Annotated in this window: 17 protein-coding genes and 1 pseudogene; 5 read left to right on the top strand and 13 right to left on the bottom strand. The window is 51.8% G+C overall.

Features of this window, described 5'->3' with window-relative positions:
- Window positions 1-145: 145 nt before the first annotated feature.
- The 6 genes from IDH41_RS23340 to IDH41_RS23315 all read right to left on the bottom strand — a co-directional run bounded on the left by IDH41_RS23340 (window position 146) and on the right by IDH41_RS23315 (window position 6593).
- Window positions 146-862, bottom strand: coding sequence for a sugar phosphate nucleotidyltransferase (locus IDH41_RS23340; RefSeq protein WP_190865401.1), 717 nt, complete (start codon window positions 860-862; stop codon window positions 146-148).
- Window positions 863-1009: 147 nt separating this feature from the next.
- Window positions 1010-1309 (bottom strand): hypothetical protein, encoded by a 300-nt coding sequence (locus tag IDH41_RS23335; RefSeq protein ID WP_190865399.1) that lies wholly within the window; start codon window positions 1307-1309, stop codon window positions 1010-1012.
- A gap of 24 nt (window positions 1310-1333) precedes the next feature.
- On the bottom strand, window positions 1334-2653 hold the full coding sequence (locus IDH41_RS23330; RefSeq protein ID WP_190865397.1) for a glycosyltransferase family 2 protein: 1320 nt from the start codon (window positions 2651-2653) through the stop codon (window positions 1334-1336).
- Window positions 2654-2669: 16 nt separating this feature from the next.
- On the bottom strand, window positions 2670-3779 hold the full coding sequence (locus IDH41_RS23325) for a CgeB family protein (protein ID WP_190865395.1): 1110 nt from the start codon (window positions 3777-3779) through the stop codon (window positions 2670-2672).
- 96 nt (window positions 3780-3875) lie between these two features.
- Complete coding sequence (locus IDH41_RS23320) at window positions 3876-5054, bottom strand: glycosyltransferase family 4 protein (RefSeq protein WP_190865394.1); 1179 nt, start codon at window positions 5052-5054, stop codon at window positions 3876-3878.
- A gap of 210 nt (window positions 5055-5264) precedes the next feature.
- Complete coding sequence (locus IDH41_RS23315; protein WP_190865392.1) at window positions 5265-6593, bottom strand: nucleotide sugar dehydrogenase; 1329 nt, start codon at window positions 6591-6593, stop codon at window positions 5265-5267.
- Between the two features lie 274 nt (window positions 6594-6867).
- Here IDH41_RS23315 and IDH41_RS23310 point away from each other — a divergent pair, with 274 nt between their 5' ends.
- Both IDH41_RS23310 and IDH41_RS23305 read left to right on the top strand, forming a co-directional pair.
- Complete coding sequence (locus IDH41_RS23310; RefSeq protein WP_190865390.1) at window positions 6868-7857, top strand: glycosyltransferase family 4 protein; 990 nt, start codon at window positions 6868-6870, stop codon at window positions 7855-7857.
- 27 nt (window positions 7858-7884) lie between these two features.
- Window positions 7885-8574, top strand: coding sequence for a glycosyltransferase (locus IDH41_RS23305; protein WP_190865388.1), 690 nt, complete (start codon window positions 7885-7887; stop codon window positions 8572-8574).
- 64 nt (window positions 8575-8638) lie between these two features.
- Here IDH41_RS23305 and IDH41_RS23300 read toward each other — a convergent pair whose 3' ends face one another.
- Window positions 8639-9373, bottom strand: a complete 735-nt coding sequence (locus IDH41_RS23300) for a YhcN/YlaJ family sporulation lipoprotein (RefSeq protein ID WP_190865386.1) — start codon at window positions 9371-9373, stop codon at window positions 8639-8641.
- 169 nt (window positions 9374-9542) lie between these two features.
- On the opposite strand from IDH41_RS23300, the gene IDH41_RS23295 reads away from it, so the two are divergent.
- Window positions 9543-10550, top strand: coding sequence for a ketoacyl-ACP synthase III (locus IDH41_RS23295; protein WP_190865384.1), 1008 nt, complete (start codon window positions 9543-9545; stop codon window positions 10548-10550).
- A 79-nt stretch (window positions 10551-10629) separates the two neighbouring features.
- Here the strand turns inward: IDH41_RS23295 and IDH41_RS23290 are convergent, their stop codons facing one another.
- The 6 genes from IDH41_RS23290 to IDH41_RS23265 all read right to left on the bottom strand — a co-directional run bounded on the left by IDH41_RS23290 (window position 10630) and on the right by IDH41_RS23265 (window position 19281).
- Entirely contained in the window at window positions 10630-10866 is a 237-nt protein-coding gene (locus IDH41_RS23290; protein ID WP_190865382.1) for a hypothetical protein, read from the bottom strand.
- A gap of 6 nt (window positions 10867-10872) precedes the next feature.
- A complete protein-coding gene (locus IDH41_RS23285) occupies window positions 10873-11199 on the bottom strand; it encodes a hypothetical protein (protein WP_190865380.1) in 327 nt (108 codons plus the stop codon).
- Window positions 11196-11495 (bottom strand): restriction endonuclease subunit S, encoded by a 300-nt coding sequence (locus tag IDH41_RS23280; RefSeq protein WP_223829993.1) that lies wholly within the window; start codon window positions 11493-11495, stop codon window positions 11196-11198. The genes IDH41_RS23285 and IDH41_RS23280 overlap by 4 nt, the downstream gene beginning before the upstream one ends.
- A 24-nt stretch (window positions 11496-11519) precedes the next feature.
- Window positions 11520-11810 carry a nucleoside-diphosphate sugar epimerase gene (locus IDH41_RS23275; protein WP_190865378.1) on the bottom strand — a complete coding sequence of 97 codons (291 nt, stop codon included), beginning with the start codon at window positions 11808-11810 and terminating at the stop codon, window positions 11520-11522.
- A gap of 64 nt (window positions 11811-11874) precedes the next feature.
- Window positions 11875-13227, bottom strand: a complete 1353-nt coding sequence (locus IDH41_RS23270; RefSeq protein WP_190865376.1) for a glycosyltransferase family 2 protein — start codon at window positions 13225-13227, stop codon at window positions 11875-11877.
- A gap of 180 nt (window positions 13228-13407) precedes the next feature.
- Window positions 13408-19281, bottom strand: coding sequence for a WIAG-tail domain (locus tag IDH41_RS23265; protein WP_190865374.1), 5874 nt, complete (start codon window positions 19279-19281; stop codon window positions 13408-13410).
- Between the two features lie 573 nt (window positions 19282-19854).
- On the opposite strand from IDH41_RS23265, the gene cysC reads away from it, so the two are divergent.
- Both cysC and IDH41_RS23255 read left to right on the top strand, forming a co-directional pair.
- Window positions 19855-20394, top strand: coding sequence for an adenylyl-sulfate kinase (gene cysC, locus IDH41_RS23260; RefSeq protein ID WP_190865372.1), 540 nt, complete (start codon window positions 19855-19857; stop codon window positions 20392-20394).
- Between the two features lie 48 nt (window positions 20395-20442).
- Window positions 20443-20723, top strand: a pseudogene (locus IDH41_RS23255) (sulfotransferase family protein); the annotation flags it as partial.

Here is a 20723-nt window from a genome sequence, read left to right as displayed (position 1 = left end):
CATTTAATAATAATTATAAAATCAAAAACTTAAAGCCCTATACCCAATCGTTTCCGATACCAATAGAAACGCAATTTGATATAAGGCTACGCTTCTTTTCATTTCCTATTTAGTCAACGATCAGCATTCGTTGCATATCCTCGCATCATTCTCCATGCAGCAGCTTAGACCCTGCCTCATGGAGTGATTCAAGCGTTCCTGCATCCATCCACCATCCACTCAACACGTTATAAGTCAGTGTACCCATGGCTGCAAATAGATTATTGACATCTGTAATTTCTAGCTCTCCTCTGGAGGACGGATGAATCTTATCCACTAATTCAAATACTTGACTGTCATACATATAAATACCTGTAACGCAGTAGCTTGTTGGCGGATCTTGCGGCTTCTCTATTATGGTAGTAATTCGCGTCCCTTTAATAATAGGAACTCCGTATCTGCGTGGATCCGGTACCTGTTTCAATAACACTTTGGCTCCTTGCGGCTGCTCATGAAACTCTTTTACGTAGGGCAATAAACTATCGTTAAATAAATTATCTCCGAGTAAAACCACAAATTTCTCCCCAGTTGAAATGAATTCTGAAGCAAGAGACAATGCCTCAGCAATTCCACCTGCTTGATCTTGAAGCTTGTAAGTTAACCGAACGCCAAACTCTTTGCCGCTCCCCAAATAATCCAAATACAGTCCAGCTGATTGTTTACCAATTACTAAAAGTATATTTTTAATCCCCGCATCGGCCATTTTTTTGATTCCGTAATGTATCATGGGAAACCTTCCTACTGGAAGAAGATGCTTATTCATCAGGTTGGTTAGAGGCCGTAATCGTGTTCCCGTCCCACCTGCCAATATGACTCCTTTCATGAGTCAACTCCTTTCCATCATTCAACACAATATCGAGGCTATCTTTATATCATATGCTTTAATCAGATGATTGAAATAGACAGATAACTTGTCACCTTAAAATAGGCATAATACTACACCTTGCCAAGTGTATGCTATGCTTCCTTCTCACACTACTGCTGCGGGATTTTCCGTACCTGTATTCGTCATGTACGCCTCTTGATGAGCATCCTCGAAGCCTTTGGCATGTCCTTCTCTGTATCCTTGTTCATATCCTAAACGAAACGGTCCGCCCTTTCTTTTAAGAGCAGATGCGCCTCCTAGACGTTTTTTCAGTATGGCGCTACGCTTTTTCCCTTTTGTCATGTTGTTCTTGATCCGCCGGTTTTTTAACCGGCGGACAGCTTTTAAAGTCTTTTTACCACTGCCTTTTTTTATGGCCATGATCTTCTTTCTTGTATTCACCATATTTCTAACCTCCGCTTCGAGTTATTAAATATTGTCGGCCTTAATAATTGGAGGAGCGATAATCGGAAATCCCTCCAAAAATTGATTCTTATCAACCTGTGTTATTTGATGCATGTAACGGCACTCAAATCCCCATGATCTGAATGCATGCTGCGTCGTTATGCGATGGAGTGAGCCATGCTTAATCTGATAGATCTCGCCTCCTTGCGTTTGAACAAGACATCCCTCTGTTTTTATAGATGATGGAGAGGATAGTTCCGAAACTTTCAACCGCAAGGCTTCAACAGATATCACCCCTCCGATCGGCCAATTCCATAATTCAAGCTGCGGCAACTTTACAGCGTCACAAGTAAATCCATCCGCCCCCTGTACGATATATCTCTCGCCATTTTCTACCCAATAAAGGTTGGTTTCGGTTCCCTTTACAACGATGTGACTTGGATAAAAATCAGTACTTTTTCGATTTATTTGAGTCCTAGGAGAATCCATAACCGCTTCAAGTCTAGCGATTTGCTCCAACTCCCCCCATTTCTCGCGAAAGAAGGAATTATTAAGTATGGCAGCATCTTGAAACGACCGCATCGTCACGCTGCCGTAATGATGGATAAACGTATCCTCCGCGATGACCAAATCAAGTCCTAATAATCGAATGCGGAGGTAATAGTCCACATCCTCGCATGTGCCTTTCAAGAACCTTTCATCCAAATAACCGACTCTCTCGAATACCTCCCTGCTAAGAAGCAAGCAATAACCCATAATGACCTTCGTTCTTCTCCAACGCCAAGGATCGGTACGGTTGTATTTCCGGGCAAACCGTTGCATTTCACTTTTGTTTTTATAACTGACCCGAATTTTTTGATCATTGGACAAATTATTCGTAACCGGACCAACTAGCCCGATAGTTGGATCGCTCTTTAGACACATTAGAAGATTGGATAACCAATTTGTCGTTACTATCGTATCGTTATTAAGAATGACGATCGACGTCCCTTTCGCCATCATCAGTCCTTGATTGACGCCTCCAGCAAAGCCCAAGTTTTCTTGAAACAGCTTATACCGCAGACGTCCTGCCTGAGATTTCAAATAGGCAGGAGTTGCGTCCGTCGATCCGTTGTCGATAATAATTAGTTCATAAGACTGTGGGGTATGTCTTCGAATGCTCTCTATGCAATCCTTCAAATATCTGAATTGATTATAAGTTGGAATGATAATGCTTGTTCCGTTAAATAATTGATGATAGCTGGCAGTTCCTATCAACCTGCCAGCTCTGTAACCGGCAGCATAGCCTTTCAGGTAATTTTTATAATTTTTTCTGGGAAATTTTCGAAGTGATCGCCAGCGCATACCGTTTCACCTCCCTTTAAGTTCCCGAATTCATTAAGGGAAAAATGATTTGCAACAGCTGGCTAAGCCGATTTTGATAGGTATGTTTCTCTATTGTTTTCATGAAACCATTCCGAGCTATTTGCATCCTTTTTTGTTCGTCATGTAAGTAATAGATGATTTTATCAACTAATTCCTTTGGAGAGGAATAGGTTTCGAGATCTACGCCAGGTACATAAAAATCAGTTAAATCTTGACGGATATCCGTAAGCTGGAATGCACCGCTCGCCAAAATCTCATAAGTCCGAGGATTAATAGATAGACCTGGGATATTTAGGCTATTCTTGTTATGCGCCTTGTCATCATAAGCTCGATGTATATTAATTACAATTTTGGCTCCGTTATAGTAATTAGAGGCTTTTTCTGAGCTGATCCATGCGATTTGAATACCTTTTCTAAGCTTTCTATAGTGACGAAGTCTTTTCCAGAACAATCCGACAATTCTTGTATCACGGGTTTCCAAGACGGAATGAATGCGGTCTATAAGATTAACTCTGTTATGAAATGCATTTCCAATAAAACAAATATCGCTTTGGTACTGCGGGGGAACGTATTTAGGCTTGTAAAGCTTCGGATTCACAGCTAACGGTAAATAGTGTACTTGACAGCCTAATTGCTCATAAATTGGGATGGTTGCTAGCTCATGAGTAAATAAATACTCATACTGTGGGGCAAGAACGGTAGTTACATCGGTCACATAGGGTTCATCTACTAACCAAATAGCTGTTTTGATGCCGATCGCACGAATGCCTTGAATCTGACTTGCCGGCACTCGAATTCCATGCATTGTCAACACTAAATCAGGCCATTTCCAACCAGCAAGCTCGACAAGATTATCGGTAGGTGAAGCGATTATCAACTCGCTTACCATACCTCTTAGAACCTCTATGATAGCTTGATCCATTTCTGGAAAGGGGCCACTTAATCCGGCGCGCACATATAATACTCGTATGGAACGTATTTCGCTTGCAGGATCTGGAAGTCTTTGCTTTATCGATTCGCAAGTTCCGACATGATAGCCGTGCTTCCAGCCAATTTCATGCCCCTTTTTCCATCCATTCGGAACCGCACTTCTTTGCCTTCTCACGGAAATGCTTTTGGCTTGTTTCCGCAGCTTTGATTTCAAACTTGGTTTTTTAACTGTTCGCTGCAGGATAATCTCACCTCGTCCTTAATTCCATCTTTATAAGTGACCAGTCAGCGCGTGCTCCAACATATCTATGCTCCGATCCCAGCCCCATTTCATAACAGTTTCATGTCCACCAGCTATTAGCCGTTCACGCAAAGCTTGATCTGCTATTAGTCTTTGAACCGCATCAGACGCAGCCCTAACATCATTCGGAATAACCAAGCTATTATAATTGTTGATTAAATATTCATCCGTGCCTGTTACTTCCGCAACGACCGAAACGCCTCCACAGGCCATCATTTCAAGAGGCGGATAAAGAAAACTTTCCACCCTGCTCATTTTGAGCAGTATATGACAACTGGAGTAAATGTGCTTCATGGTTTCATAGGATACGCCTTCATAGAATCTATCACAGCGCCAAGAAGGATCGGGGCGGCCAGCGGAGCTAACGCACCATACCTCGCAATCCAGTTCCTTTACGGCTGCAAATGCATCGCTCATTCCTTTGTATTTCACCGCAATCGGTCCCTCAAGCAAAACTCTGATTCGATCGCCTTTCGGCTCAATCGGTATAGTCTCATGCATGAGTTCGGAATCCAGCCCATTCGGAATATAGACGGCATGTTTTTTGAATCGTTGCAACAGCCACTTCTTTAACCAGCCTGCCATCGTCATAAAAGTAAAATCTTTTGTCTTGTACGTATTATAGGCAAGCTTAGATTTCAACGAAGTAGGTGAATAAAATCTCGATTCATCAGACTGAATAAAATAGATTCGTTTCTTGGCTTCAATTTTTCTTGCTGTATTCAAAGTGGCCCAGAACGTTGCAACAACAACGTCTCGATCCGACGGAGCTTCGGACTTCTTAACGATGGGAACTTGAATGGGATACCAGTTAACCTGAGTACTCTCATTCATTGAGATTAAAATGACATCATATCCGCGCTGCTTCAAACGGTTGGCATGCTGGAGAATAACCGCAAGCCCGCCGGAGATGGAGCATCCCGGAATAACGTATGCTATTTTAGGTTTACAGATCCCTTCTTTAATTGCGGCCCAACGCCCATCTCGGTAACCATATCTCCACCCGACGTTATAGCCCTCCAATCGACTCCTTTCCCTCTTGAGCAACAGTTTTCTCCATCCTGCTCCTGCCAGATTACTTCCCCTATTTTTTTTTTTTTTTGTTCGCATTAGCAGCTTAGGACGGACCTTATGATCTTTGGATTTCATAATCTTTTTCCTTCCCGTATGTCTGTAATGGTAGGATGATTGGTGATTCTCTGCATTTAACCCTATCCTATATTATGATTGTTCCATGTGACCGTCACGGCGTCTGTTACTATCAGCGCTCATCACACCTTTTGAGATAAATAAAAATAGACTGTAACACAGTTAAGGTTTCAGTCTAACTCCTTTATTCCGGCTAGGCAGCCGCTTATTTTATTTTTGTTTACCATGTGGCTGATCGCCCCCTCCAAGCCTAACGATCTTCGCTTTCCCGGTTAACCCGCTAGTCACGTTCCGCGTGTCGTAGATAAGCGGGGCATGCTCCGCCAGAAGCGACAGCGGCAGGCTCGCATGATCGGTCGCGATTACGACGCAGTCCGATTTCTTTAAGATCGCCTCGGTAATTGGCGTACTCGCCATTTTATGACCGTCTACCTCCAGCGACGGTATATATGGATCATGATACGACACCTCTGCTCCCTCGAGCTGAAGCAAATGGATCAATTCAACGGAAGCCGACTCCCGGTAATCCGCTATATCCGCCTTATAAGCAGCCCCATATACCAAAATGGCCGCGCCCTTCAATGTTTTCGGAGCCAGCTGCCGTTTGAGATGCTGAATAATATACAACGGCATCCTATGATTGACCGCATTCGAGAGCTGAATGAATTCGGAATCGATGCCGTACTGATTGATTTTCCATACTAAATAGGAAGGATCTACGGGAATGCAATGGCCTCCGACTCCCGGGCCCGGATAGAACGCTTTGAAACCGAACGGCTTTGTTTTGGCCGCCTCGATGATCTCCCACGCATTCAGGTTTAATGCGTCGCAGATGACGGCCATTTCATTGATAAACGAAATATTGACCAATCGGTAAGCATTTTCCAATATCTTCGTCATCTCGGCCGCGTCCGTGGAAGAAACGGGATATACATGTGTAAATACCTGGCCGTACAACTCCTTCACCCGATCCAGGCAGCCCGGGGTTACGCCGCTGATCACTTTCGGAATGCTTTCTACGGCATACTCCTGATTGCCGGGATCTACCCGTTCAGGCGAATAGGCTACGTGAAAATCTGCACCTACCGTTAAGCCGGCTTGATTTAATTGGGGGAGCAGAATTTCACGCGTCGTGCCGGGATATGTCGAGCTCTCCAGTATAACGAGCTGCCGCTTGTGCAGATACCTGCTGATTTCCTTGGCTGCTTGCGTCAAGTAGCTCAAATCGGGCGTCCCATGAGCGGTTAACGGCGTCGGAACGCATATGATAACCGCCTCGGCCTTTTGCAGCTCGCTGTAATGGACGGACGGAACAAAGCGTTTGGAATCGAGCGCGGCTTGTATGTCGCGGTCTTGAATTTGGTCGATATAGCTTATTCCCGAGTTAAGCCTATCAATTTTATGACTAACCAAATCGATTCCGATCACTTGAAATCCTTTTTGAACAAATAACAAAGCTAAAGGAAGGCCGACATACCCAAGCCCGACAATAGCGATAGTCCGCTCATTTTTTTGCGCGTGAGGATGAAGATCGCTCATATACGTATTTCTCGCCTACTTTCCAGCAAAATGGATTAGTCGAGATAGTATATGAAAAGAAAAATGATATGTTTGGACCATGCTAGAAAATATGGCGAGTACAAGTTCGGATCCTTCATGATATGATTCGTTTCATTTCGGCCCATGCGATGTCCTGGAAAGCTTTCCATTCCGTGCATAGATGTAAGGAAAACGCCGTGACGGGAACCGAACCAATTTCATATTCTACGACATGATGCACGGAAGATACGAACCTGAAGGAGCTGTGCAAATCTTGAAGATAGCTCAAATTTCGAACAATACCATACCGGTTCCTCCCAAAGATTACGGCGGCACGCAGCGGGAAGTCCATTACTTGACCGAGGAGCTTGTAAGGCGAGGGCATAAGGTCATCTTGTTCGCCAAGAGAGGTTCCAAGACCCGTTCCAGCAAGACCTTCGAATATCCGTCCAATAATCCCAAGAAGCAGCTTGCTTTCATTAAAAAAAATTTGCCGCGCGACGTTGATTTCATCCATGACCATTACGGCATCGTAGCCAGAACCAACCCGCCCGTCCCAACGATCCGAAGCTCCCATTCCAAAGGGGTAAACCGGGTTCAAATCCCCGTATACGTAAGTCGGACGATTCTGAGAAAATACGGCAAAAATAAAGGCTATTTCGTGCATAACGGAATCCGGGTCGAGGATTACCATTTTCGAATAAAGAAATACGATTATTTACTGTTTCTAGGCCGGTTAATCGAGGAAAAAGGCGTTCATCACGCTATCGAGGTCGCAAAGAAAACGGGGAAGATGCTCATCCTTGCCGGCCCGATCAATGATAAACGCTATTATGAATCGAGAATCAAGCCTCATCTAAACAAACGCATTCGCTACGTGGGACCCGTTGGCGGCAGGAAGAAGCTGGATCTGTTATCACGCGCAAGCTGCGTGCTATTTACATCGACTTGGGATGAGCCGTTCGGTCTCGTCCTCATTGAAGCGCTCGCGAGCGGCACGCCCGTACTCGGATTCAAGAGCGGCGGCGCGGTGCCGGAAGTATTAAGAGGAATGCCGCAGCTGCTTTGCCGCAATACGAACGAAATGATAGCGAAGGTCAAGTCGCGAGATCGATTTCCCTCTGCGGCTGCGTGCAGGCAATATGTGAAGAAGCATTTCTCCGACCGTTCGATGACGAGCAAGTATTTGAGGCTGTACAAAAAAATAATCAATGAAAAGAAGTATAGGATTATAAAAAATGCCGTTTGGAGCAACCGGAAATGAAATTAAAACGCGAGGGGCTGATAGTAAGTGGTCACCATTGTCGCATGCACCATGAGATCCGCCTATATGAACAATGTGTTTGCCAACTATAATCGGCAAACCGTGAAGCCAAAAGAAATGATCATTGTATTGAATAAAAACGATATGAACTTAAAGCTTTGGAGAAGACGGGCCAGACGTTATCCCAATAATCAAGTCAGGGTTTATAAATTGCCGCAGCATTATACGCTGGGCAAATGTTTAAACTTCGCGATCGCCAAAGCCAAGGAAGGCATCGTCACCAAATTCGATGACGACGATTATTACGGAGCCCAATATTTAAGCGAGTCCGTTAATGCTTTAAAGGCAGGCAAAGCCAGCATTATCGGCAAAACGACCTCCTACCTTTATTTTGAAGAAACAAAAGCGCTTATGGTGTTCCGCGCCGGAAGCGAGTTAGGCTATCAAAGATCCGTTAAGGGAGGAACGTTGCTTTTCAAAAAATCGGTGTGGAGAAAAGTGAAGTTTCCTGAAAATAGATTGGTGGGCACCGATTCGGAATGGACGCGAAGATGCAGAAAAAAGGGATATCGCATTTATTCCGTTTCCAAAAAAAATTATGTCTGCGTCAGAAGAAAAAACGTACAGTCGCATACGCAAAAAAAGAGCACCAAAAGGTATATGAAGTACTGTAAACTGGTCCGTTATACGAATCATTTCACCCCATACATTTCCTGAAATTGTTGTATATTGCAAGTTGAAAAATGCACCTATGCCATATAGGTGCATTTTGGGTTTATTTTCAATCGTATAGGATTCTTTTCTTATTCATGCCGGCGCTCTTGACCGGCTTGCCGCTTTCGCCGGACGGGGCGGAAAATATCCGCTCGGCCATCGCGTTGAATTCGGCGATAAAGCTTTGGATCGGATGTCCGAGCTTCACGTCGTTCATGTAGGCATTCAACCGGCCGACAAAATCGGGATTCGCCGATACGTAGACCTGCTCGAGGTCCGGCTTTAACCGTTTCACTTCGCGCGCGATCTCGTCCTTCAATTGATCCGTCAGCATGTGCTGACCTGTCGCCAAGGCGCTCATTTTTCTGCTCATACGCGCGCCTTCCTTGCCCATGTAGCCGGAATTCGTGCGGCTCATCGTTTTCGGATCGCCCGCAGGCTCCCCTTCATGCAGCGACACGGCTACGTACGCGTTATGATCGGTGAGCAATACATACGACGATTTGACCGCCTCAAGCCGTGCTACGCCATCCGCGATTTTCTCGCTCATTTCCATTCGGTAATTTTTATGAGACCCGACGAGGTTGTTGCTGTTGAGCCGACGTCCGCCCACGCGGTTCATTTCGTTCATTTGATCGACCGCGAACCGCTTGTCCCTTACCAGATTGCCGTTGGCATCGGTCCTTACGCTGTTTGTACGAATGTTCTTGTTCCCTAAATCGCCTTGCTTCTCCATACAGCCGGTCAGCATCGCGGCAGTCAGCAGCATGCCGGCGGACAAAGCCGTCATTTGCTTGCGCATATCGTCATCCTCCGTTTCGGTATGATCAGACTTCATGCCCGATTCTTAGCGTTCGCCATTACGCCTGCCGCTATTCACGATGAACGGCATTGACAAAAACGCTCCGGTCGAGTAAATTAGTATCAACTAATAGTACTTGGTACTAATTTGGTGGAAGGATGTGTGCAGCATGAGCGTATCCAAACCTTTTCCTTTCCGTTCCAACGCCGTCGTCACCGCGATCGGTTCGTATGTTCCGGAACGGGTATTAACGAATGGCGATCTGGAGAAGCTGGTCGACACGAGCGATGAATGGATCGTGCAGCGGACCGGCATCAAGGAGCGCCGAATCGCCGCGGATAACCAGTTCGCGAGCGATCTGAGCATTGCCGCCGTCGACGACATGATCCGTCGTTACGGCGTTACCGTGGAGGATGTCGACTATATCATCGTCGCGACCTCTACGCCCGATACCGTATTTCCGAGCGTTGCCTCGAGGGTGCAGGCCCATTACGGCATGAAGGACTGCGGAGCCGCGGACATGCAGGCCGCCTGTGCCGGCTTCACGGCGGCCATCCAGCTTGCAAGCGGGTTATTGCTATCCGGCGCGCATCGCAAAGTGCTCGTCATCGGCGCGGAGACGCTTTCGAAAATTACGGATTATACCGACCGGACGACCTGTATCCTGTTCGGCGACGGAGCAGGCGCCGTACTGATGGAGACGGCGGCGGACGGCCAAGGCGACCTGCTCGCCGCGTATGCAAGGACCGACGGCGATCGCGGCCACCTGCTGTACCGCTGCGCATTATCGCCTGCCATCGGGGAACACGGCATCCTCACGAACGGTTATATCGTCCAGAACGGACGGGAAGTTTACCGGTGGGCGATCAGCGAGGTAGCGGAAGGGATTAACGCGCTCCTTGATCGCGGCGGCTTGTCCCCTTCCGAAGTGGACTGGTTTATTCCGCATAGCGCGAACATGCGCATCATCGAGGCGCTGTGCGAAAGAACGGGCATCGCTCTCGATCGTGCGCTTTCGAGCATCAAGCATTTCGGCAATACGTCCGCCGCATCCATTCCGCTCGCCATCGACGAGGCCGTCAAGGCAGGCTCCGTCCGCCCCGGACAGCTGATGCTGCTCTACGGCTTCGGCGGCGGATTGACCCAAGCGGGCGTCATTCTTCGCTGGTCTCTATAGTACGCCGAATAAGCCTTATATCCGAACGTATTCCGATCCGTGGGAACATCCGCGATATAAGGCTCCGACCAGTTCCGCTTTAGCGCTGCTGCTCGTAGGCTTTCTGATGCCCGTCTTCGAACCCTTTGGCGAATCCGGCGTTATATCCCTCATTATAGGTATGCCCGAGCTGCGCCTGTTCTATTTCCTCTTGCATCAGCCGATACCTTCGCACCGGCTTGCGCCGCATCATCGTTTTTTTGCCGGGCTTCCGGCTCGTTTTGGGACGCGGCCCCGCGGCTAGGCCCGCGCTCTGCGCTTCATTCGGTTTGCCCATTCGTCCTTATGCGCCTCCCTTGGCCGTATACGATCGTTCCGTTAACGATATTTTCCGCCTAATGGAAGCCGAGGGCTTCAGCCATGGCTTGCCGGGCAGCCCGCGCTTAACGCGTCGCCTGCGCCATTTCATCTCCGTTACCGCATCGGCGATCGTTTCCTGCAGGCTCGTCATGGCGCATACGTTGTCCCTCAGCATGGAGGCCATGCCCGGCGAACATTCGGACAGTTCGGCAATGCTGTCCAATATTCTTGCCAGCGCCTCTTGACTCTTCGCGAGAGAGAGCAATAGAGCGGCTTTCGCTTCGTATTCCGGCAGCTTGCTTCGCATCAAACCTCAACCTCATCCTCGTCTTCGTTTTCCTTCAGCACGGCTCTCATGACGGACACGATGCCCATATTCAGCTTGGTGATGCCGTCGATCATTTCGATGACCTGCTCGTGCAGCTGCAAGGACTGCCCCAGCTGCTTCTGGTGGCTGTCGAAAACTTCGGCATGAATATGATTAAGATACCAGTTCTTCATTTTCTCCGTCTCCGCCGCCTTCGCATCCAGGATAGATGCGATGTTCCACTGCATATTGACCGTCGATTTCAGCATGCGCAAATACGATTGTTCCCGGGTCAACATGACCGCAACCTCCTTCCATGCCCGTTATTCGGATTCATCGCCCTCGTTCAACTCGCGGACGACGAAGGTTAGCTGTGCCGCAATCGTTTCCTCCAGGTTGGCAAGACTGTTCAAATAGGCAACGATGCTTTGCGTTAGTGCCTGCGTGCTTTCCAGAATGCCGGGTGCGCCCCCGAAATCCGGGTTATGATCCGGCAATGCCTTTACCACCTCGGAAAGCCGGACAACGACATGGCGTTCCGAGTCCAATATGCGGGCAAGTTGCTGATTCGTGCGGGACATATGTTCCATCATATCCGTCACCGGTTTTTGCATGGCAACCTCCTTTTTCCGCTCTTACAGCATATGCGCTGCCGATAATGGTGGTTCTATGAGTGACCTATAATGCTTGTCGGACTAGAGTAGGCGCCACGATCGGCAGTCCTAAGGGGAAGGCGTCAAAATCTTCCGAAGGTTCCGGTTGCGTTCGGCCGGACAGGCACCATGTCTCTGCCGCATACCGGTTAATGAACGGTCTTCTTCTTCCTTTCTCGATATAATAGCAGCTGCCGTCCGGCTGTTCGTAGAACATGCCGTCCAACTCGTCCGGGAGGCCTTCGGCGTTCCCTGTTCTGCGGAGCACGTCGGCCGCTTGGATCGGCTCTCCGACCGGCCAGCGCTTCAGGTCCGGTTGGGACAACCGGACAAGGGGGCCTCTCCATTCGCCCTCCACCGGTCTTTTGCGGTCGTTCTCGATCCAATAAACCGCGCCTCCCAACCCGGCGACGACGATGGACTGGGGATAATAGGCGCTTAGTCCCCGCTGCCGGCCAATGTCAAGCTCGGAGATTTGCGCGGTCGGCTCCGAAGCAAGCAACCGTTTAAGCGCATTCCACTTATTCGAGTAATAAATTCTCGTATCCTTGGACGATTCGTCCGTCATTCCGCTATATGCGTTAAATTCTTCGACGGCGATGTTCACGTACGCATCTTCCGCGCACACGAGGGAAAGCCCCAGCAGCTTGAGCCGATGTCCGTAATCATCGACCTCGTACGGAGCGGCCTGGCAGCCTTCGTCGAAATAACCTGCCAAGCCCAGAAGTTCTCTCCGAAACAGCAGGCAGGTGCTGGACAACCGCTCGACGATCGTCCATTTCGCCGCGTCGTTTTCGCAGTATTCCTCTTCCGGCAAATGCTCCTCTACGATCGATGCCTCCGGACGCTCCCTCCGCTGCGCGCCGCCAAGCCCGTTCGATACCGGCCCGACCAAGCCGATCTTATCGCTGCTTTGCAGGCATGCCAGCATGTGGCCAAGCCAGTTATCGGTCGGTATGACCCGGCTGTCAAGCAGAGCGATCGTCGTCCCTTTGGCCATCATAAAACCGCGGTTCGCGGCGCCGGCGTAGCCGGTTTCCGGCGGCATCAGCCGATACCGCACTTGACCGTCCAGCCGGTTCAAATAATGTTCGATGCCGTCCGTCGAGCCGTAATCGATCACGATAATTTCGTAAGGAAGCTCGGTGTGCTCCGTAATTTCTTCAATGCAGCGCTTAACGGCATCGACCTCGTTGAAGCTCGGAATAATGATGCTGGTCCCTTCAAAATGAGAATCGAAGCACGAAAAGCCCGCCTGCAAGCCCTGTTTATACCCTTCGCCGACGCCCAGGTCGTAGCTCGCCAACCGTCTATTCGCTTGTGCAAGCGAGCCCGTTGCCCTGTTGAGACGTCCGCTTTTTCTTTTTGTTCGTCTCATAAAGCTGATCTCTCCGTTTCGTCATATGATCGAGCAGGCTTTCACCTCATCATATGTGGGGAACGGGCATACGCAACGGGCAATCGTACAGGTATCGAATCAATAATCCGCAAAAGGACGGCATCGAAAAGAGGATTCGGACGCGGCCGGAGTTCCGCGTTCGAATCCTCGATTTTCGTTTTACAAGCCTTTGCCGACGGCAATCCAGTTCAGCCTTCCTTTCGGCTCCTGGCTGATTCTCGTACGGATCACGAGGATCGTTGCCTGATGCTCGGCTTTCGAATCAATAACCGCATAACAAGCGGGGTGATCGACAGTAACGGTCAAGACGTAATCGCTGTCCGCGTACGGCTCCTCGAAGGTCAGCGTAAGCAGCAGCTGCTCATCCTGCGCGCCGAAGCCGTAGGGCAGCAAGCCGAATTGCTGCAAGACGGCGCCTCTAGCCGAGTTGGTTGTAACCGGCGCAAATTGCAGGGCGGTAAGATCGATCGAATTTTTCCGGATATGCTGCCCCGTTACGGAGCCGTCCGCGAGCGGTTCCGCCGCTTGCCCGGCATGCGCGAACAACTCCGTTTGAAGCAAACCAGGCGCAAGCTTCTCGGCCGTAATGGAGCCGTCTGCGAGCTGCTCGCCTGTCACGCTCCCTACTGCCAGATGCTCCGTGCCCACGCTGCCGATGGTGAGCTTCTCGCCGCTTACGCTGCCGTTCTGCAGCTGTTCTGCTCCCACGCTGCCGGCTGCGAGCTTCTCGCCGCTTACGCTGCCGTTCTGCAGTTGCTCAGCTCCCACGCTGCCGGCTGCGAGCTTCTCCCCGCTTACGCTGCCGTCCTGCAGTTGCTCAGCTCCCACGCTGCCGGCTGCGAGCTTCTCTCCGATTACGCTGCCGTTCTGCAGCTGCTCAGGTCCCACGCTGCCGATGGCGAGCTTCTCACCGCTTACGCTGCCGTTCTGCAGCTGCTCAGGTCCCACGCTGCCGATGGCGAGCTTCTCGCCGCTTACGCTGCCGTTTGCCAGCTGATCTGGACCGACGCTGCCGTAAGCCAGCTTCTCCCGCGTCACGCTGGCCATATCCAGATGCTCAGCTCCCACGCTGCCGGCTGCGAGCTTCTCCCCGGTCACGCTGCCCGCTGTCAGATGCTCCGTTCCGACGATGCCGGGCTGCAGCTGTTCCGTCCCTACGCTGCCGGACGCCAGCTTCTCCTCCGTCACGCCGCCTCGGGCCAACTGATCCGAGCCGACGCTGCCATAGGCCAGCTTCTCCCGCGTCACGCTTGCCATGGACAGATGCTCCGTGCCGACGATGCCGAACGCGAGCTTCTCTTCCGTCACGCTTCCCGCCGCCAGATGCTCCGCGCCTATGCTGCCGGTCGTCAGCTTTTCCTTCGTTACGCTGCCGGCTGCCAGCTGCTTCGCGCCGACGCTGCCGGGAGCGAGAATCTCGCCGTTCACGCTTTCCGCCGTCAGATGCGCCGTCCCGACGCTGCCGGGCGCAAGCTTCTCGCCGTCCACGCTCCCCGCCGCCAGATGCTCCCTGCCGACGCTGCCGGCGATCAGCTTTTCCGTACCCACGCTGCCCGCTGCCAGGTGAGCCGCGCCGACGCTGCCGGGTGCGAGCTTCTCGCCGCTCACGCTCCCCGCCGTCAAATGCCCCATGCCCACGCTGCCGAGCGCGAGATTGTCTCCGGTCACGCTTCCCTTCGCCAATTGGTCCGTGCCGATGCTGCCATAAGCCAGCTTCTCTCTCGTCACGCTCGCCATGGCCAATTGGTCCTTACCGACGCTGCCGGACGCCAGCTTCTCGCGCGTAACGCTTCCCGCGGCCAGCTGTTCCGCCTCGATGCTGCCGAGCGCGAGCTTCGCGCCCGTTACGGACCCGGCTGCCAGGTGCTCCGAACCGACCGTGCCGAGCGCAAGCTTCTCGCCCGTCACGCTCCCTTTGGCCAATTGCTCTTCGCCGACGCTGCCGTAAGCCAGCTTCTCCGTCGTTACGCTGCCTTTGGCAAGCTGCTCTTCCCCGACGCTTGCGGCCGCCAGCTTCTCCTCCGTCACGCTGCCCCTCGCAAGCTGTTCCGCTCCAACGCTGCCGAGCGCAAGCTTCTCGCCCGTCACGCTGCCCCGTGCCAGCTGATCCGATCCGACGCTGCCGAACGCCAGCTGCTCGCGCGTCACGCTCGCGGCGGCCAGCTTCTCCGTTCCGACGCTGCCGGGAGCGAGCTTCTCTTCCGTCACGCTTCCCATCGCCAGCTGATGCGCGCCGACGCTGCCGGGAGCCAGCTTCTCGACCGTTACGCTGCAGGAGCTCAGCTGCTCCTCGCCGACGCTGCCTGGCGCCAGCTTCTCGCCCGTCACGCTGCCGGCCAGCAGCTGCTCTTCGCCGACGCTGCCTTGTGCCAGCTTCACCCTGCTTACACTTCCCGCGAGCAGATGCGCTTCGCCGATGCTGCCGGTCGCCAGCTTCTCCCCGCTTACGCTTCCCGACGCCAGCTGCTCTTCGCCGACGCTGCCGGGCGCCAGCTTATCGCCGCTCACGCTGCCCGCTAGCAGATGCTCCTCGCCGACGCTGCCGATCGCCAGCTTCTCCCCGCTTACGCTTCCCGCCGCCAGCTGCTCTTCGCCGACGCTGCCGGGCGCCAGCTTCGCCCCCGTCACGCTTCCTTCCGCCAGCTGTTCTTCGCCGACGCTGCCGGGCGCCAGCTTCTCGCCGTTCACGCTGCCGGCTTGCAGATGCGCCGTGCCGACGCTGCCGAAAGCCAGCTTCTCCCTGCTCACGCTGCCGAATGCGAGCTGTCCCTCGCCGACGCTGCCGAATGCCAGCTTCTCCGCGGTCACGCTGCCGGACGCCAGCTGCTCCGCTCCAACGCTGCCGGATGCGAGCTTCTCTTCCGTCACGCTTCCTCTCGACAGCTGTTCCGTTCCGACGCTGCTTGGCGCAAGCTTTGCGCCCGTCACGCTCCCGGGTGCGAGTTGCTCCGTTCCGACGCTCCCTGGCGCAAGCTTCTCTTCCGTCACGCTGCCCGGCGCCAGCTGCTTCTCGCCGACGCTACCGGACGCCAGCTTCTCCCCTGTAACGCTCTTCGCTTGCAAATGAGCGGTCCCGACGCTGCCGATCGCCAGCTTTTCCCCGGTCACGCTGCCATCTGCCAGATGCTTCGTGCCCACGCTGTCCTGCACCAGTTTCTCGCCGGTTACGCTGCCGGCTTTGAGCTGGTCCTGACCTACCGACTGAACGGTCAGATGTCCGGCACCAATCGTTCCCGGCTTGATTTTGCTGCCCAAAATGCTGTTGTCCGCGATTTTTTCGAACGTAAGCACGTCACCGGCCAAATGCGAAGACGTAATCGTTCCTTTGCGGATATGGTAGCCTTGGATCGTATCCGACTTCAAATGCTTACCGGACAACGTCTCCAGCTGCACATGCTCGCTCGCTACCGAGTCGAGCGCAAGCTTCGCCCGGGTTACCGATTCGTCCATCAACGACGCCTCGCCGACGCTGCCCGCGGTCAGGTGGTCCGCGTTCACCGATTGCGGCTGCAGATGGATCGGACCGACCGACGCCTCCGCGAGATGGCCGGAATCGACCGCTCCGGGAGCCAGGTGCTCGGCTCTGACGGCTTCGCTTCGAATCGCTTCGGCGTTAACCGAGCCCCGCTGCAAATGCGCCTCCCCGATGCTGCCTTCCGTCAGCTTCTCTCCCGTAATCGAATCGTTCACCAGATGGATGCCGTGAATGCTGTTGTCGCTCACATGGATGCCTAGCACGGATCCGTTCGCCAAATGCCGGCTCTGCACCGCTTCATTCGAAATTTGCTTCGACTGCACCGCGCCGCCGGCCAGCTTAGCCGTCGTAACGGCGCCGTCCGCGATCGCCTTCGCTTCGATGGACTGGTCCGCCAGATGATCGCCGGCGATCGCTTTCTTCTGAATATGGGCGGCCCCGATCGAGTCGGCCTGCACATGCTTCGAGTTGACGGACTTATCCGCGAGATGGGCCGGTTGAACCGATTGCGGCGCAAGCTTGTCGGACGTTACGCTGCCTTCCGCCAGCTTGGCGGTCGAGATGCTCAAATCGGCCAGCTTATCCGTCGTGACCGATTCCGGCGAAAGCTTGAGCGAATTGACGACGTGGTCGGCGAGATGATGGGAGAAAATGACCCCCGGCGCGATAATGCGCTCGGTTACGGCCCCCAGGGACAATTTGCCGGTCGTTACGGCTCCGTCTTGAAGCTTCTCCGTATCCACGATTTCGTTTGCCAGATGATGCTTTTTGATGCTCCGGTTTTGCAAATGCCCGCCCTGGATCGACTTGCTTTGAATGGCCTCGCCCGATACCGAATCCGCCGTAAAATGATACTCGCGGATCGAAGCCGGCGCGATTTTCTGAAACGTAACGGCCTCATCCTCCAAATGCCGGGACGCTACCGCGGCATCCGCCAGAATCGATCCGTCCACCGCTCCTTCCGTCAGCTTGCACCGCGATACGGACTCGTCGGCCAAGTGGCTCATATTCACGGCATTATAGCCGATATGCTCTTCGCGAACGGAGAGCGGCGCGAGCTTATCCTCGTTGACGATGCCGCCGGCCAAATGCTCGCGCTTGACGGCTTCGGCCGCGATCTGTTTCGCCGAGACGGCATCGGCCGCCAGATGCTCCTGCTTCACCTGCGCCTCGCCGATCTTATCGGACGTAACGCTGCCGCGCCCGAGATGCTGGGTTTGCACCGAGTCGTTCGTCAGCTTCTGGGCGTTCACGCTCTGATCCGACAGCTTCGACAGCGTGATCGAATGATCGACCAGCTTGATGGTCGTGACCGAATGATCGGCCAGCTTGGCTGAGGTCACCGACTGATCCCCGAGCTTGTCGGTTAACACTTGCCCCGATTTGATATGGGCGCTTTGAATCGAGCCCTCCTGCAGATGGCCGGAGCCGACCGAGCCTTCCGCGAGCTGCTCCGAATGAACGGCTCTCTTCCTTAGCGCCCTTGTTTCCACCGCGCCGTCCGCCAGAAGATCGGCCGTAATTTGACCGGGAGCCAAATGCTTGCCTTGAATGCTGCCGTCGGCAATATGCTCGGAGGTGAGAATGCCCGGCATCAAGTGGCTGGAACCAATCGCTTCGGGGGCGATTTTTTCTCCCGTAACGGCGCCGTCGCGAATTTTGGAATGGGTTACGGCTCCTTCGGCGAGCTTGGAATTGTCGATGACTTCGTTCGCCAAGCTTTCCGTCATAATCGCGCCGCTCTTTATCTTTTCGGATGTAATCGATCCGAAATCGAGCAGCTCCGACGTAATTAGCAGCGGCTTCAAATGTCTCGTATCGATGGAACCATCGGCGATTTTCGTCGCGTCGATCGTACGGTTAGACAGCTTATTGGACGTAATGCTGCCGTCCTGAAGCTTTCCGCCGGTGATCGAATGGTCCAAAATTTTGCTGCCCGAGATCGAGTTTTTCGTCAGATGCTGGCCTGTGATCGATTCGGGCGCGATTTTGGTGGAATCGATCGCCCCCTCCGCGATATGAATCCGCTCGACCGCGGAGTCGGCGATCGCGCGGGGCACGACGCTGCCAGGCGCCAGCTTGCTCTCGTCGACCGACGACGGCGCGAGCTTCTCCGTCGTTATTGCCAGATCCGTGATATCGTCCGTGTAAATAATCGGCGCGGGCTTATCCGGACCTTTCTTTTCTTCAAGCTTCTCCAGCTTCTCCTCGAGCGTGATTTCTTCGATCGCCTCATCCGTTTCTTCGCCTTCGACGGATGATTCGTCCAGCTGCCCGGTCGTCTCCTCCAGTTCCTCGTCCTGGCCTTCCGCCTTGCTATCCCCGGCTTGTTGCCCGGTCTCCTCCTCAAGCGCGGGCGCCGTCGCCGTTGCATAAATGGTCGCGACTTGCTCGGCTCCCGCAGCTTCCGTTACAGGTGCTCTTTTTGTCGAGGTCGTAATGCTGCTCTTCCTCTTGCTCGTATCTTCAAGCCAACTTAGTTCGGAAGTATTCGGATTATCGACATAAAAAAGCGGCTTGCGCCCTTTCGGGCTCTTCCCTTTTCTGCTTTTCGCCATTGTCCTCTCCTTCTCCCACCTGAAATGTCATAGGTAATATATGCACTAACCCATGGGCGCGCTACTTGAAGGGAGGATAAAAAACGAAAAGCACCGTTGAAAATAAAATTACTTCATAATTACAGGAAGCCTCCACCTAGGTAAGTTTTGATGTAACGCAAAATGTTGCGCCGTAGCTTCAGTCACCAGAGAGGTACCGTTTATTTCCAACCTCGTCGTTTCAAGTGATGCGTGTCCCAGCTGCTTTTGTGACTTGTATATTTCATTGCGCAAGTAATAATCGGTAAAATTGTTGTCCAACCCAGATGATTGGGGTATCAAGGGAACATCCAGCGACTCGAATTTTCAATTACAGGAATTCTATAAACTAATAGATTATTCTCTATCACGCGGACAAGCGTACAAACACTCTAGATTATTATTGAATAAAATAAGTCATAAATCCAAAACGCTTCGTCTAAGTCGAAACGAATGAACACTATTTATTCATTATATTTTGTTTATGCATACCTCTGGATGCCAACAATTAAGTCAACAAAATTTATTTCAGGTCCTAGTAGGAGGTGATCTGACTTGCAAAAAGGTGTTGCTGTCTGGTTTACCGGTCTCTCAGGCACAGGAAAAACGACAATCTGCCGATTGGTAGAGGCAGAACTGATAAACTACGGAATTCGAGTAGAAGTACTTGATGGCGATGAGGTCCGCAAGAGACTTACCGCTGATTTAGGTTTTTCAAAAGAAGACCGACAAAAAAACATTGAAAGAGTTGCATTTGTCGCTAAACTGCTTACCCGTAACGATGTCATTGTGTTGGCATCCTTTATAACACCGTACCGGCATATGAGAGATTATTGTCGTCAAGAGATCAGTTCATTTATTGAAGTGTTTGTAAAATGTTCGTTGGCAGAATGCATCCGCAGGGACGTAAAGGGTCTGTATAAAAAGGCATTGAAAGGAGAAATCCACGGTTTTACCGGGATTTCCGATCCTTTCGAAGAACCCGAAAACCCTGATATCGTCCTGGATACAGAGAACGAAGCACCGGATGAAAGTGCAGCCATAATTATTCATTATTTAATGCAGCACCAGTATATTAAAGTGGAACAACCATGACGGTAGAAATAGACATAAAGAAAAAACCCTCTGAAGGTGGTATTCGAATTGGTTGAAGAGAATAAATTATTTCTTGTTTTAAGTCTTCATCGCGCAGGTTCTAGTGCAACAGCAGGTGTCTTGCATCACCTAGGTATTCACATGGGAGATGACCTACTGGAGCCATCCACATTCAACCCCAAAGGATATTTTGAAAACAAAAAATTTGTAGACATAAATGACCATATTCTTGCCTTATTAGGAGGAGCTTGGAATAGCCCGGTCAGTCGGGAAAAGGTCGCGAAACTTCATTATCCAGAAGTGACGATCCGCAGTTTTCTATCAACTCA

Origin of the sequence: Paenibacillus arenilitoris, from assembly GCF_014705655.1 — a bacterium.
Taxonomy (GTDB): Bacteria; Bacillota; Bacilli; order Paenibacillales; family Paenibacillaceae; genus Pristimantibacillus; species Pristimantibacillus arenilitoris.
Note: the sequence above shows the minus strand (reverse complement) of the source record. Positions and strands in the feature narration are given on the sequence as shown.

Bases quoted from the DNA above. Each gene is read 5' to 3' on its own strand.
- IDH41_RS23290 (WP_190865382.1), bottom strand. From the start codon at position 10,866: ATGGGCAAACCGAATGAAGCGCAGAGCGCGGGCCTAGCCGCGGGGCCG.
- IDH41_RS23335 (WP_190865399.1), bottom strand. From the start codon at position 1,309: ATGGTGAATACAAGAAAGAAGATCATGGCCATAAAAAAAGGCAGTGGT.
- IDH41_RS23340 (WP_190865401.1), bottom strand. From the start codon at position 862: ATGAAAGGAGTCATATTGGCAGGTGGGACGGGAACACGATTACGGCCT.
- IDH41_RS23315 (WP_190865392.1), bottom strand. From the start codon at position 6,593: ATGAGCGATCTTCATCCTCACGCGCAAAAAAATGAGCGGACTATCGCT.
- IDH41_RS23280 (WP_223829993.1), bottom strand. From the start codon at position 11,495: ATGTTGACCCGGGAACAATCGTATTTGCGCATGCTGAAATCGACGGTC.
- IDH41_RS23300 (WP_190865386.1), bottom strand. From the start codon at position 9,373: ATGCGCAAGCAAATGACGGCTTTGTCCGCCGGCATGCTGCTGACTGCC.
- IDH41_RS23320 (WP_190865394.1), bottom strand. From the start codon at position 5,054: ATGAAATCCAAAGATCATAAGGTCCGTCCTAAGCTGCTAATGCGAACA.
- IDH41_RS23265 (WP_190865374.1), bottom strand. From the start codon at position 19,281: ATGGCGAAAAGCAGAAAAGGGAAGAGCCCGAAAGGGCGCAAGCCGCTT.
- IDH41_RS23270 (WP_190865376.1), bottom strand. From the start codon at position 13,227: ATGAGACGAACAAAAAGAAAAAGCGGACGTCTCAACAGGGCAACGGGC.
- IDH41_RS23275 (WP_190865378.1), bottom strand. From the start codon at position 11,810: ATGCAAAAACCGGTGACGGATATGATGGAACATATGTCCCGCACGAAT.
- IDH41_RS23330 (WP_190865397.1), bottom strand. From the start codon at position 2,653: ATGCGCTGGCGATCACTTCGAAAATTTCCCAGAAAAAATTATAAAAAT.
- IDH41_RS23295 (WP_190865384.1), top strand. From the start codon at position 9,543: ATGAGCGTATCCAAACCTTTTCCTTTCCGTTCCAACGCCGTCGTCACC.